The 14014-nt window shown below is 73.8% G+C and carries 11 protein-coding genes and 1 tRNA gene; 7 read left to right on the top strand and 5 right to left on the bottom strand.

All coding sequences use genetic code 11. The features are described 5' to 3' along the window. Nucleotides 1-27 precede the first annotated feature (27 nt). From lysA to KG103_RS05490, 4 genes are all read right to left on the bottom strand, one after another. On the bottom strand, nucleotides 28-1410 hold the full coding sequence (gene lysA / locus KG103_RS05505; RefSeq protein WP_207341661.1) for a diaminopimelate decarboxylase: 1383 nt from the start codon (nucleotides 1408-1410) through the stop codon (nucleotides 28-30). Then, nucleotides 1407-3089: an arginine--tRNA ligase gene (argS, locus tag KG103_RS05500; RefSeq protein ID WP_207341660.1), complete on the bottom strand. Its 1683-nt coding sequence runs from the start codon at nucleotides 3087-3089 to the stop codon at nucleotides 1407-1409. The genes lysA and argS overlap by 4 nt, the downstream gene beginning before the upstream one ends. Before the next feature lie 61 nt (nucleotides 3090-3150). After that, entirely contained in the window at nucleotides 3151-4671 is a 1521-nt protein-coding gene (locus tag KG103_RS05495; RefSeq protein WP_207341659.1) for a hypothetical protein, read from the bottom strand. Next, complete coding sequence (locus KG103_RS05490; RefSeq protein ID WP_207341658.1) at nucleotides 4668-5612, bottom strand: ABC transporter ATP-binding protein; 945 nt, start codon at nucleotides 5610-5612, stop codon at nucleotides 4668-4670. Before KG103_RS05490 ends, KG103_RS05495 begins: the two co-directional genes overlap by 4 nt. 384 nt (nucleotides 5613-5996) lie before the next feature. Here KG103_RS05490 and KG103_RS05485 point away from each other — a divergent pair, with 384 nt between their 5' ends. From KG103_RS05485 to KG103_RS05460, 6 genes are all read left to right on the top strand, one after another. Beyond that, nucleotides 5997-6650: a FadR/GntR family transcriptional regulator gene (locus KG103_RS05485; RefSeq protein ID WP_207341657.1), complete on the top strand. Its 654-nt coding sequence runs from the start codon at nucleotides 5997-5999 to the stop codon at nucleotides 6648-6650. A 98-nt stretch (nucleotides 6651-6748) separates the two neighbouring features. Then, a tRNA-Arg gene (locus tag KG103_RS05480) sits at nucleotides 6749-6824 on the top strand. Nucleotides 6825-6978: 154 nt separating this feature from the next. After that, on the top strand, nucleotides 6979-7674 hold the full coding sequence (locus KG103_RS05475) for a hypothetical protein (RefSeq protein WP_207341656.1): 696 nt from the start codon (nucleotides 6979-6981) through the stop codon (nucleotides 7672-7674). Nucleotides 7675-7788: 114 nt separating this feature from the next. Then, complete coding sequence (locus KG103_RS05470; protein ID WP_207341655.1) at nucleotides 7789-8307, top strand: hypothetical protein; 519 nt, start codon at nucleotides 7789-7791, stop codon at nucleotides 8305-8307. An 85-nt stretch (nucleotides 8308-8392) separates the two neighbouring features. Next, a complete protein-coding gene (locus KG103_RS05465; RefSeq protein ID WP_207341654.1) occupies nucleotides 8393-9550 on the top strand; it encodes an AI-2E family transporter in 1158 nt (385 codons plus the stop codon). A gap of 49 nt (nucleotides 9551-9599) precedes the next feature. Then, nucleotides 9600-10334, top strand: a complete 735-nt coding sequence (locus tag KG103_RS05460) for a YqjF family protein (RefSeq protein WP_207341653.1) — start codon at nucleotides 9600-9602, stop codon at nucleotides 10332-10334. 3 nt (nucleotides 10335-10337) lie between these two features. Here KG103_RS05460 and KG103_RS05455 read toward each other — a convergent pair whose 3' ends face one another. Then, complete coding sequence (locus tag KG103_RS05455) at nucleotides 10338-11000, bottom strand: VOC family protein (RefSeq protein ID WP_207341652.1); 663 nt, start codon at nucleotides 10998-11000, stop codon at nucleotides 10338-10340. A gap of 240 nt (nucleotides 11001-11240) precedes the next feature. Here KG103_RS05455 and adhE point away from each other — a divergent pair, with 240 nt between their 5' ends. Continuing rightward, the gene (adhE, locus tag KG103_RS05450) at nucleotides 11241-14000 is read left to right on the top strand and encodes a bifunctional acetaldehyde-CoA/alcohol dehydrogenase (RefSeq protein WP_207341651.1); all 2760 of its coding nucleotides are present in this window, start codon (nucleotides 11241-11243) and stop codon (nucleotides 13998-14000) included. Nucleotides 14001-14014 lie beyond the last annotated feature (14 nt).

The raw sequence follows: 14014 nt of genomic DNA, 5'->3' as shown, positions 1-14014 counted from the left end.
AGGCGGGGTCAGCCCGTGCCGGTCGGCTCAGGACGCCGCGACGTCGAGCGCCAGCAGGTCCGCCACGGTCTCGCGGCGCACGAGCACGCGCGAGGCCCCCGCGGTCACCGCGACCACCGGCGGGCGGGTCAGCAGGTTGTAGTTCGACGCCATCGACCGGCCGTACGCCCCCGTGGCGGCGACCGCGAGCAGGTCTCCCGCCCGCACGTCGCCGGGCAGCTGCACCTCGTGGACGACGACGTCACCGCTCTCGCAGTGCTTGCCGACCACGCGTGCGAGCACGGGTGCGGCGTCCGACAGCCGCGACACGATCTCCGCGTGGTACTGCGCGCCGTACAGCGCGGGGCGGATGTTGTCGCTCATGCCCCCGTCCACGGAGACGTACGTGCGCACGCGTCCGTCGTCCAGACGCACGGGCTTGACCGTGCCCACGGTGTAGAGCGTCAGCCCCGCGGGGCCGACGACCGCGCGGCCCGGCTCGATCGACAGCCGCGGCAGCGGGGTGCCCAGCTCGCGCGCCGCGTCGGCGACCGCCTGGGCGACCTCCTTCGCGATGCGGTCCGGGTCGAGCGGGACGTCGCCCGGCAGGTAGGCGATGCCGTAGCCGCCGCCCAGGTCGACCTCGTCGACCAGGACGCCGGTGCGGGCGTGCAGCGCCGCCCGCAGCGCGAGCACGCGCTGCGCGGCCACGGCGAAGCCCGACGGGTCGAGGATCTGCGAGCCGATGTGCGAGTGGATGCCCAGCAGGCGCAGGGCGGGGTGCTCCAGGACGCGCAGGAGCGCCGTCAGGGCGGGGCTGTCGCCGCCATCCGGTCCCGCGGCCAGCGACAGCCCGAACTTCTGGTCCTCGTGCGCCGTGGAGATGAACTCGTGACCACCGGCGTGCACACCGGTGGTCACGCGGACCATGACCGGCGCGGGGGCGCCGTCCGGGCCGCGGTGCGCGCGCACCAGTGCGGCGAGGCGGTCCACCTCGACGAGCGAGTCGACGATGATGCGCCCGACGCCCGCGTCGAGCGCGGTGCGCAGCTCGTCGTCGGACTTGTTGTTGCCGTGCAGGCCGATGTCCGCGCCGGGGACGCCGGCCGCCAGCGCGACGGCGAGCTCCCCGCCGCTGGCCGTGTCGACGCGCAGGCCCTCCTCGTGCACCCACCGCGCGACCGCGCGCGTCAGCAGCGCCTTGCCGGCGTAGTAGACGTCGACGCCCGTGCCGACCTGCGCGCACGCGGCCTCGAACGCCGTGCGGTACGCCCGGGCACGGGCTCGCAGGTCCGCCTCGTCGACGACGTACGCGGGGGTGCCGTGCGTCGCCGCCAGGTCCCGCACGTCGACGTCCGCGACCCGCACGGCACCGTCGGCGCCGCGCACGACGCCGGAGGACCACGGCGGGCCGAGCGGCCCGGCGGTCACATCCGCTCCGGCGCGCCCACCCCGAGCAGGCCGAGGGCGTTGGCGAGCACCTGGCGGGTCGCGTCGTTGAGCCACAGGCGCGTGCGGTGCGCGTCGGTGACCTCCTCGTCGCCCCACGGCACGACGCGGCGCTTCTGGTCGTACCACTTGTGGTACGCCCCGGCGACGTCCTCGGCGTACCGCGCGACGCGGTGCGGCTCGCGCAGGTCCGCGGCCTGGGCCACGATCCGCGGGAAGTCGGCCAGCAGACCCAGGAGCTTGGCCTCCGACTCGTGGTCGAGCAGCGAGCCGTCGAACCCGTCCTCGCGGCGCACCCCCGCCTCGGCGGCGTTGCGGGCCACCGCGGCGGTGCGCGCGTGCGCGTACTGCACGTAGTAGACGGGGTTCTCGTTGGTGGCCTTGGCGAGCAGGTCGAGGTCGAGGTCGATCTGCTGGTCCGACGACGAGCGCGACAGCGCGTAGCGCGCGGCGTCCACCCCGACGGCCTCGACGAGGTCGTCGATCGTGATGATCGTGCCCGCGCGCTTCGACATCCGCACCGGCTCCCCGTCCTTGACGAGGTTCACGAGCTGGCCGATGAGGATCTCGAGGTTCACGTGCGGGGTGTCACCGAACGCCGCGCACACGGCCATCATGCGACCCACGTACCCGTGGTGGTCCGAGCCCAGCATGATGACGACGCGGTCGAAGCCCCGCTCACGCTTGTCGAGGTAGTAGGCGATGTCACCGGCGATGTAGGCGGCCTCGCCGTCGGACTTGATGACGACGCGGTCCTTGTCGTCGCCGAGGTCCGTGGTGCGCAGCCACAGCGCGCCGTCCTTCTCGAACATGTGGCCGCCCGCCCGCAGACGCTCGACCGCGCGGTCCACGGCACCGGACTCGTGCAGCGAGTCCTCGTGGAAGTACACGTCGAAGTCGACGCCGAAGTCGTGCAGGGACTGCTTGATCTCCCCGAACATCAGCTCGACGCCGCGCGCGCGGAACGCCTCGCGCGCCTCGTCGTCCGGGAGCGTGCGCGGGTCCGGCTCACCGGCCGCGAGCGCGTCGGCGATCACCTGGTCCGCGATCTCGGCGATGTACTGGCCGCCGTAGCCGTCCTCGGGGGCCTCCTCGCCGCGGGCGCGGGCCAGGAGGGACCGCGCGAAGCGGTCGATCTGCGCGCCGTGGTCGTTGAAGTAGTACTCGCGCGTGACGTCGGCGCCGGACGCGGTCAGCACGCGGGCGAGCGCGTCGCCGACCGCCGCCCAGCGCACGCCGCCGATGTGCAGCGGACCCGTGGGGTTGGCCGAGACGAACTCGAGGTTGACCTTGAGGCCTGCGAACGTCTCGTTGGTCCCGTAGTCGGCACCCTGCTCGACGATGCCGCGCGCGAGCTCGCCGGCGGCCGCGGCGTCGAGCCGGATGTTGAGGAACCCGGGGCCGGCGATCTCCACCGCCGCGATGCCCGGCACGTCGGCGAGGCGCCGCGCGAGCTCCTCGGCGAACGCGCGGGGGTTGACGCCCGCCTTCTTCGCCAGCTGCAGCGCGACGTTCGTCGACCAGTCGCCGTGCTCGCGCTGGCGGGGTCGCTCGATGTGCACGCGAGCCGGGATCGCGGCCGGGTCGAGGGTGAACGTGCCGTCGTCGACGGCGTGCACGAGAGCGCCGCGCAGTGCGTCGGCGAGCTGGTCGGGAGTCACGGTTCCAGGGTAGGGGACGGGCCGCCCACCTCCGTGCGCGCCCGTCGGCGGCGGGGCCGACTCAGCCGGCGACGAGGTCACGCCGGCGCAGCAGGACGAGCGCCACGGCGAACAGGGCGACGGCGACGGCCGCCATACCCGCCGCAGCGCCGCGGTCCCAGGTCTCGAGCGGCACCTTGCCCATCCACTCCAGTGGCGAGAGGTGGCGCGCGGTGTCGCTCAGCCGGAGCAGGTCCGCGCGGAGCGCGACGACCGCGGCCCAGACCACGACGACCCACCCGAGCGGAGCGAGCCTCGGGCTGATCGCCCCGAGGAGGACCGTCAGGGCCCCCACGAGCAGCACGGGCGCCGCGAACGACATCGCGTCACGAAGACCGTCGGCCACCCTCGCGTCGTCCTCGAGAGCGATCGCGAGCCCCAGCCCGCTGAGCAGTCCTGCCCACGCCAGCATCAGCAGCGACCACCCCGCGGCGACCAGGCCCGCCGACCCCAGCCAGCGCTCGCGGCTCAGCGGCGCGGCGAGGACGCGCCCCGTGCGACCGGCCCGCTCCTCCTGCGCGGTCACGAGCGCGCACCGGACGGCCACGGCGGCCGCGAGGAGCGCGTTGACCTGGACGAGGAGGACGAGGCGAGCCTCGAGTCCCTCGCTGGCCATGTCCCGGGCGAACAAGCCGAAGACGAACGCGACCACGCCACCACCGACGAGGAGCGCGAGCGACGGTGCGCGGGTCAGCCGCGCGACGAGGGCGGTCGGTCCGCGGAGCGCCGGCGAGGCCTCCGCCCGCCCCGGCCGGGGCTGCATCACGCCGCCGCCGAGGTCACGGTGCGCCGTGACCCACAACGCGGCAGCGGACAGCACGACAGCGACGACGGCGAACGCGACGGCGGGCCACACGGGCGGGGAGGAGGCGAACGGCCGCACCTCCGCCAGCCAGGACATCGGGGTGGACCACGTCGCGTCGAGCCGCTCGACGTCGACGAAGCCGCGCACCAGGTAGCAGATGCCGAACGCGAGCTGGTGCGCGTCGCGTGACGTGCGCGCGAGCTGACCGGCGAGCAGCCCGAGCGACGACGCCCACACCATGAGCAGGGTGAGTGCCGCCGCGTACCGCGCGGACCCTGCTCCGGGGTAGTCGGCCCCGAGCAGGGTGAGGTACCCGAGGACGCCGACGAGGACGGCGCTCGCGGTCGAGGCGAGCATCCCGGCCACGACGGGGGCGAAGCGGCCGACGGGACCGGCGAGGACGATGTCGAGGTGGCCGCGGTCCTCGAGCGAGCGGGTGAGGTGCACGGCGATGTGCGCGCCGACCAGCGGGAACAGCGTCAGGGTGATGATGCCCATCTCCTGGGCGAGGATCCCCCCGACCGTCGTCAGGTCGTAGCCGCGCCCCTGGAACACGCTGGTGGCGACCGAGCCGGTCACCGCCTGGGCGTAGAGCTCGCGGTGAGCCGCGTCCGGGTAGAGGTCGAGGATCGACGCGGCGGCCGACCACAGCAGCACCGTCATCACCACGGGCCAGCCGAGCACGCTCACCCACGTCGTGCGCAGGAGCAGCCGCAGGCAGCCCACGACACCGGTCATGCGTGGAGCCCCGCTGTCCCGGCACCCGCGGAGTGGTAGGCCGTGAGGAACAGCTCGTTGAGGTTGGGTGGCTCCACCGTGATGCGCAGGAGCCCTGCCGCCATGACGACCTCCATGGCGGCAGGCAGGTCCTCCGGACCGACCCGCAGCCTCGTCCGGACGCCGTCGGCGTGCTGCTCGGCGTGCAGGTCCGTCACGGAGGGCACCGCGTCGAGGGGCCCGAGCGGCCGGGCGGTGAGGGCGAGCACGGTCGTGCGGGTGCTGCCTCGCAGGCTGTCGAGAGTGCCGCTGGTCACCGCACGTCCCGCCCGGATGATCGTCACGCGGTCGCAGAGCGCCTCGACCTCGCTCAGGATGTGGCTCGAGAGCAGGACGGTGCGACCCTCCGCCTTCACCTCCTGCACGCAGGACTGGAAGACCTCCTCCATCAGCGGGTCGAGACCGGAGGTGGGCTCGTCGAGCAGGAGGAGGTCGGCCTCCTTCGAGAGCGCGGCGACGAGCGCCACCTTCTGCCGGTTGCCCTTGGAGTACGTGCGGGTGCGCTTCGTCGGGTCGAGGTCGAACCTCTCGACCAGCTCGCGACGCCTGCGGGCGCTGCCACCGCCCTGGAGGCGCACGAGGATGTCGATGCACTCGCCGCCCGACAGCCCGTTCCACAGCGCGACGTCGCCGGGGACGTAGGCCAGCCGGCGGTGCACCTCGACGGCGTCGGACCAGCAGTCGCGGCCGAAGATCCTCGCCCGGCCCCCGTCCAGACGCAGCTGCCCGAGCAGCGCGCGGATCGTCGTGGACTTCCCGGCACCGTTGGGGCCGAGAAATCCGTGGACCTCTCCCTCGGCGACCCGGAGGTCAAAACCGTCGAGCGCGTGAGTTCGTCCGAACGACTTCCGAAGACCTTCCGCCTCGATGGCCGGACTGCCTGTCGATTCGTTTCTTGGCACAGGAACAGCAGCTGGCGGCGACACCACGGGTCCTATCCCGCAGGACGTCGGAGCCCCCTGCGGATCCGCCCACCCTGCGCGTCGGGGAACACAGTGGCGGGCCGGCCCCCGCCCCGCAAGGGACCTTCCGCCGCCGCCGACGGCCCGGCTCCGGCCGCCGTGACGTGTCGCGGATCTCCCCCGACGACCGTCCCGGTGGTGAGAGGTCGTCCTGTCGACGCCTCGTCCGCACCGGCACAGTCGGTCACGGCGCGGCGACGCACGGCGCGCGCAGAGCGCCAGGGCTGGTCGTCCGGTCGTCGGACGTGTTGACTCGGGCAGGGCGCCGGGGCCGCGAAGCGGGCGGCGCACGCCCCGACGCCGACGACGAGGAGACCACCGCCCATGGCGCGACGCACCGGACTGATCGACACCGCCGTGGAGGCGCTGCGGTCACGCATCGGCTCGGGCGAGTGGCCCGTGGGGACGCGCATCCCGCCCGAGCCCTCGCTGGTCGAGCTGCTCGGCGTCGGGCGCAACACCGTGCGCGAGGCCGTGCAGTCACTCGTGCACGCCGGGCTCCTCGAGCGACGCCAGGGGTCGGGCACGTACGTGCTGTCGTCCTCCGAGTTCGCCGTGACCATGGGCCGGCAGATCGCCGACGCCCGGCAGCGCGACGTCGTGTCCGTGCGGCGGGCCCTGGAGATGGAGGCCGCGCGGCTGGCCGCGCGCCGCCGCACCGCGGACGACGCGTCCGACCTGCTCGCCAAGCGCGACGCCCGCGCCGCGGCCTACGAGGGCGGGGACCTCGACGAGATGGTCGCCTCCGACCTCGCGCTGCACCGCGCGATCGTGCGGACGGCGGGCAACCCCGTGCTGCGCTCGCTGTACGACAACCTCATCGAGGCCATCGGCGACAACATCCGCTTCAACTTCGTCACCGACGTGCACGCCGCGGACGCGCACGACTCGCTGATCGAGGCGATCGTGGCCGGCGATCCGGAGCGCGCGGCCGCCGAGACCAGCGGCTACCTGTCCGGCCTGCTCGAGGACGGCTGACCGGCCGCGGCACCGAGGCGCGCCGCGCGGGGGTTGCCGCGTCCGCGAGCGCGTGACCTCACGCCCCCGCGGGTGCTGGTAGTCTCGGGCATCGCCGCGCGCCCGTAGCTCAGCGGATAGAGCGTCTGCCTCCGGAGCAGAAGGTCGAAGGTTCGAATCCTTTCGGGCGCACCACACGAGAGCCCCACCGCCGTTCCCCGGCCGTGGGGCTCTCGCGCGTCCGGGGGCGCACGCCGCTCCCTGCGCCTGCGACCGGACGGGGGACGCGCCCGCACGATGGGGTGACCACGCAGGCCGGGGCACGGGCCGGTGGCTACCGTCGGTGGCCGTGCTCGTCCACCAGCCCGTCCCCCGCACCCGCGTCCGCCTGGGCCGCACGCTCGGGCGACGGACCGGGTGGCAGGCCACCGCCCGCGGCTTCGTCTGCTACCGGGCCCGCGACGCCGCGACCGGGCGCTTCTCCCTGTGGGAGGAGTGGCACCTGCGCGACGGCGACGACGCCGACCACCGCCTGGCCTACACCTACGGCTACCGCCGCCGGACGGTGACGCTCTCCTACCCCGTCGACCTGCCCGAACGGCTCGACCCGGCCACCCTGCGCGCGGGCGAGGACGTCACCGTCACGCTGGACGGCCGACGCCGTCGTCTGCAGGTCGCCCGGGCGGACGTCGCCGAGGTCCTCCACGTCCTGGGCGCGCCCCGCCACCCGCTCACCGTGGGCGACCGGGTCGCGCACGCCGAGCTGCGGGCGCCGGACGTGGTGCTCACCGTGCAGGACGCCGGCGACGGCGTGGTGGACGTCCACCGCGGCGCCGTGCTGGAGCCGCACGCCCAGCGGCAGGTGCTCGGCCGGGACGTCCGGCCGCGGATGAACCGCTTCCTGGTGGCCGGCGGGGCGTTCGCGGGGTTCGTGCTGCTCTACAACGCCCTGCACGCCTGCCTCCCGGATGCCGGCACGGCCGGCGCCGCGGGGGCCGCGAGCGCGGTGGTCGCACCCGTCGGGCCGGCGGGCGCCACCCCCTGACCCCTGCCGGCCCGGACGGGCCCGAGCACTCCCCTGGCCCCCGGGCCCCGCACCCGCAGGGACGCGGGACCAACGGCCGCGGCGCCGCGCCCGTCCGGCGAGGACCGTGGGGTCATGACAGCGATGGTGGTGTTCGAGTCCATGTTCGGCGGCACCCTGGCGATCGCGGAGGCGGTCGCTGCGGGCATCGCGTCGTGCGGCCTGGCGGTCGACGTCGTCGAGGTCGGCCGGGTCGTGGGTGACGGGGAGCGCGCACCGTGGCGCGCGACGGACGTGCTGCTGCTGGCCGTCGGAGGGCCGACGCACCTGCGCGGCATGAGCACCAACGACTCCCGCACGCAGGCCCGCACGCACGGCCCGACCGTCTCCGGCCTGACCGGGCTGGACCGCTGGCTCACCTCGGCGCCGGCCCTGGTGGCCGGTACCCCGGTGGCCGCGTTCGACACGTCCTGGGGCACCGCGGACAGCGGCTCGGCCGCGCACGCGATCGCCGAGCGGCTGCAGGCGCTGTCCGGGAGGCTCGTCGCCCCGCCGGCGTCTTTCGAGGTCACCGGGACCACCACCGGGCCGACGGAGGCGGAGCTCGGACGCGCCTTCGGCTGGGGTGCGTCGCTGGTGTCCGCGCGGGCGTAGCGGGCGGCCTCGACGCGCGGTGAGCCGCCGACCCCCCTAGCGTCTGTGCCGCCGGACGTCGCCGGCCGCCACCTGGAGGACATCGATGGGTCTGTTCGGACGCCGCCCCCCGCCGCAGCAGGTCGAGGACGCGCTCGCGCGACCGGCCGCCGCCCCCACCCGGACCGCGGGTGTGCTGTGGGCCGACGGCCTGGGGCGGGCGGGCACCCGCGCCGTGCAGGTCCTGGCCGTCCTGGCCGTGGTCGCGGTCGCGGTGTTCGCGCTGACCCGCCTCACCCTCGTGGTCATCCCCGTGCTCATCGCGCTCGTGCTGGCGTCCGCGATCTCGCCGGTGGTCGGCACCCTGCGCCGGCGCGGGGTGCCCTCGCTGCTCGCGACGTGGATCGCCCTGCTCGGCCTGCTGGCACTGCTCGGAGGGATCGTCTGGCTCGTCGTCCGGGCGGTCGTGAACCAGTGGGAGGACCTGCGCGACCAGGCCCTCGACGGGTTCGACGAGCTGCAGGCGTACGTGCAGAGCCTGCCGTTCGACATCACCGACGAGCAGATCGCCTCGGTGCGGGAGTCGGCCGTGGGCCTCCTGCAGTCCGACGCCGTCGGGTCGGGCGCGATCGCGGGGGTCTCGCAGACCGCCGACTTCGTCGCCGGGTTCTTCATCATGGTCGTGGTCCTGTTCTTCTTCCTCAAGGACGGGCCGAAGATCTGGGAGTTCCTGCTGCGCCCGTTCGACGGCGAGCGGTACCGGCGCGGCCAGCGGGTCGGCGCCGCGACCGTGCAGGCGCTCGGCGGGTACGTGCGGGGCACGGCGATCGTCGCCGCGGTGGACGCCGTCGGCATCGGCATCGGGCTGGCGGGCGTGGGCGTGCCGCTGGTGATCCCGCTGTCGGTCCTGGTCTTCCTGCTCGCGTTCATCCCGCTCGTGGGCGCGACGGTCGCCGGCATCCTCGCCGCGCTGGTCGCGCTGGTCGCCGTCGGACCGGTGCAGGCGCTGATCGTCGTGGGCATCGTCGTGCTGGTGAACCAGCTGGAGGGCGACTTCCTGCAGCCGGTCGTCATGGGTCGCTCGTTGTCGCTCCACCCGCTGGTCATCCTCTTCGCGCTGACGGCCGGCACGGTGCTGGCCGGCATCACCGGGGCCGTGCTGGCCGTGCCGATCGCCGCGTCCGTGTGGCGGTCGATCCAGGTGTGGGACGGGCCCGACCTGCCGGCCCGGTTCGCGCGGAAGAAGCGTCCCGAGGTCGTCTGAACCCGCGCGGGCGGCGCGGACGGGCGCCCCGCCGGGCTACCGTGCCCGGATGGCGACCGACCCGCTCCCCCGTGCACCGTGGGCCGTCGCGATGCGCTGGTCCCGCCTGCTGTTCTGCCACTGGCCCGTGCCCGTGGCCACGCTGCGGCCGCACGTCCCGCCGCTGCTCGACATCGACACGTTCGACGGCGACGCCTGGCTCGCGGTCGTGCCGTTCACGATGCCGGTGGTGCGACCCCGCCTCACCCCGCCGCTGGGGTTCGGCCCCGGGGCCTTCCACGAGCTCAACGTGCGGACCTACGTGACGTACCGCGGCGAGCCCGGGGTGTGGTTCTTCAGCCTGGACGCCGCCAGCGCGACCGGCGTCGCGGTCGGGCGCGCGACGATGAGCCTGGCCTACCACCGCGCCCGCATGCGGCTCGAGGAGACGGCCGGGACGGTCCGGTACGCCAGCGACCGCACCGACCCGCGCGCGCCGGCGGCCGCGTTCCGCGCCGTCTACGCACGCACCGGTCCGGCGCGGGCGTCCGAGCCGGGCACGCTCGAGCACTTCCTCACCGAGCGCTACCGGATGTACACCAGCGACCTGGCGCCCCGCGCGCCGCGCCGGCTGTGGGTCGGCGGTGTGGAGCACGCGCCGTGGCGGCTTGCGCCCGCGGAGTGCGACATCACGACGAACACCATGACGCTGCCGCTGGGCGTCGACGTGTCAGGCAGGGCCCCGCTGCTGCACGCGGCCGAGCCCCTCGACGTGCGCGGCACCCTGCGACGACGGCTCGTCTGACGCTCAGGCCGTCGACCGCCCCTGCCACGTGCACACGCACGCCTCGTTGCCCTCCGGGTCGGCCAGCACCCAGAACGACGGTGCGGCGTCGTCCGACACCAGCCGGCCACCGGCGGCGAGGGCCGCCGCGACCCGCTCCTCGGCCAGGTCGTGCGGCACCGTCACGTCGACGTGGAGGCGGTTGCGCTGCGGGCGCGGCGCGTCCATCTGCTGGAACCACACCGCCGGCCCGGTCCCGGCCGGGTCGGCGAGCGCGCCCGGGTCGCCCGGGACGTCGTCGTAGGCGAGCACCGCCTTCCAGAACGGGCGGACCGCCGGGATGTCGAGCGCGTCGACCGCGATCTCGAGGATCTCGCCCGCGGGCTCCGCGGCCTGCAGGCCCAGCTCGTCCGCGACGGCGGTGACGGCGGCGGCCAGGTCGACGTCACGCTGCGTGAGGCCGTGCACGTCGTGGCTGCTGGTGGTGACCGTGACCTGGCCGTACCGCAGCAGCACGTCCGGGTGGTGGTCGGCGGCGTCGGCGGCCCGCGCGACCCGGGCGACCAGCTCGGCGCCCGTGGCCCAGTCGGGCGTGCGGAACGCCGCCCGCAGGGTGCCGAGCAGGACGCGCCAGTGGCGGGCGTCGACGGCGGCGGTGACGGCGGAGTGCGGCAGGACGTCGCTCATGGGGCCACCGTGCCACCGGGGTCCGACACCCGCGCGGCGACGCGTCCGGCGGCCCCGACGGGCCCGCGGAGCAGGACCGAGGTCCCCTCACGGCCGCGCCGCGGGACGCGGGAGCGGCGTGCGTCACACCCGCGGGGACTTTCATCCCACGTTTCCGGGCCCCCTGATCCCTAGCGTCGGAACCAGCGACGGACGGCCTCCAGCGTCCGCCCCCCTCTCACCACTACCCGGGGAGTCCAGGTGTCCGAAACCAAGAAGAGCACCCGCGCGAAGGCCGCTGCCGACGCGCCGGCCGAGGCGACCTCGGCCACCGCCGCCCAGCCCGCAGGCAGCGCCCTCGGCGTCGCCGAGGTCGACGAGGTCGCGCAGGCCGTCGACCGGCTCGTCGCCAACGCCACCAAGGCGCTCGCCGAGTTCTCGTCGATGACCCAGGAGGACGTGGACCGCTTCGTCAAGAAGGGCGCGGTCGCGGCACTCGACCAGCACGGCAACCTCGCCAAGCTCGCCGTCGACGAGACCGGGCGCGGCGTCTTCGAGGACAAGGCCGTCAAGAACATCTTCGCGTGCGAGCACGTCACCAACTCGATGGCGAACCTCAAGACCGTCGGCGTCATCAACGTCGACGACCTCAACGGCATCACCGAGATCGCCGAGCCCGTCGGGGTCATCGCCGGGATCACCCCGGTGACCAACCCGACGTCCACCGCGATCTTCAAGTCGCTCATCTCGCTGAAGACCCGCAACCCGATCATCTTCGCGTTCCACCCCAACGCGCAGCGCTCCTCGCTCGAGGCCGCACGCGTCGTGCGTGACGCGGCCGTCGCCGCCGGTGCCCCCGAGCACTGCATCCAGTGGGTCGAGACCCCGTCGCTGGCCGCGACCGGTGCGCTCATGAACCACCCGGGCGTCGCCACGATCCTCGCGACCGGTGGCAACGCGATGGTCAAGGCCGCGTACTCGTGCGGCAAGCCGGCCCTCGGCGTCGGCGCCGGCAACGTCCCGGCGTACGTCGAGAAGTCCGCGAAGCTCGCCCGCGCGATCAACGACATCGTCCTGAGCAAGGCCTTCGACAACGGCGTCATCTGCGCCTCGGAGCAGGCCGCGATCCTCGACGACGAGATCTACGACGCCGCGATGGCCGAGTTCGCCAAGCTGCACGCCTACCGGGCCACCCCGGCGGAGAAGGCGAAGCTCGAGCGCTTCATCTTCGGCGTCGAGGCCGGCGGCGAGAACTGCGGCGGCGCCAAGCTCAACCCCGCGGTCGTCGGCAAGTCGCCGGTGTGGATCGCCGAGCAGGCCGGGTTCACGGTCCCGGCGGACACGTCGATCATCCTCGCCGAGGTCACCGGCGTCGGCCCGCACGAGCCCCTGACCCGCGAGAAGCTCTGCCCCGTGCTGGCCGTGCTGCGCGCGACCTCCACCGAGGAGGGCTTCGCGCTGGCCGAGCAGATGGTGGAGTTCGACGGCCTGGGCCACTCCGCCGCGATCCACACGCGCGACGAGGCCCTGACGGTCGAGTTCGGCAAGCGCGTCAAGGCGATCCGCGTCATCTGCAACGCCCCGTCGTCCCTCGGCGGCATCGGCGACATCTACAACGCGTTCATCCCGTCGCTGACGCTGGGCTGCGGCTCCTACGGCCACAACTCGGTGTCGAACAACGTGTCGGCGGTGAACCTCATCAACGTCAAGCGCGTGGGCCGGAGGAACAACAACTTGCAGTGGTTCAAGGTCCCCGCCAAGACGTACTTCGAGCCGAACGCCATCCGCTACCTCGCGGACATGGCGGACGTCGAGCGCGTCACCATCGTCACCGACGCGACCATGACGACCCTCGGGTTCGTCGACAAGGTCCTCGACGTCCTGCGGCGCCGCGGCAACAACGTGGCCGTGCAGATCATCGACCAGGTCGAGCCGGAGCCGTCCGTCAAGACGGTCCAGGCGGGCGCGGCGCAGATGCGCCACTTCCGCCCCGACACGATCATCGCGCTCGGTGGTGGCTCGCCCATGGACGCGGCGAAGGTCATGTGGCTGCTGTACGAGCACCCGGAGATCGTCTTCTCCGACCTCAAGCAGAAGTTCTTCGACGTCCGCAAGCGCGCGTTCAAGTTCCCGGTCCTGGGCGACCTGGCCAAGCTCGTGTGCATCCCGACCACGTCGGGCACGGGCGCCGAGGTCACGCCGTTCGCGGTCATCTCCGACCCCGACGCCGGCAAGAAGTACCCGCTGGCGGACTACGCGCTGACCCCCACGGTCGCGATCATCGACCCGGTGCTGACCTCGAAGATGCCGCGCTCGCTGGCGGCGGACTCGGGCTTCGACGCCCTGACGCACGCCACCGAGGCGTTCGTGTCGGTCTACGCCAACGACTTCACCGACGGCATGGCGCTGCAGGCGATCCGCCTGATCTTCGACAACCTCGCGCAGTCGGTGAACGGCGACCCGGCCGACCCGGCCACGCAGGACGCCCGCGAGAAGATGCACAACGCGGGGACGATCGCCGGCATGGCCTTCGGCAACGCGTTCCTCGGGATCGTGCACGCGATGGCGCACGTGATCGGCTCGACGTACCACCTGGTGCACGGCCGCACGAACGCCACGCTGCTGCCGCACGTGATCCGCTACAACGGGACCGTCCCGACCAAGCTCACGAGCTGGCCGAAGTACGAGTCCTACGTGGCGCCCGAGCGGTTCCAGCAGATCGCCGCGATGCTCGGCCTGCCGGCCTCCACGCCCGAGGAGGGTGTCGAGTCCTACGCGCTGGCCGTCGAGGCGCTGCGCGCCAAGGTCGGCATCCCGTCGTCCTTCCAGGCGCAGGGCGTCGACGAGCAGGAGTTCATCAACCGCCTCGACGAGGTCGCCATGGGCGCCTACGAGGACCAGTGCGCTCCCGCGAACCCGCGCATGCCGATGATCGGCGACATGAAGGACATCATGACCGCGGCCTACTACGGCACGTCGCTGGAGGACGTCCGTGGACGCCGCGAGCGGACGGGGGCCTGACCGACCTCCCCGAC

Source organism: Cellulomonas wangleii (assembly GCF_018388445.1).
GTDB classification, from domain to species: Bacteria; Actinomycetota; Actinomycetes; order Actinomycetales; family Cellulomonadaceae; genus Cellulomonas; species Cellulomonas wangleii.
This window is presented reverse-complemented; position numbering and strand designations above follow the sequence as displayed.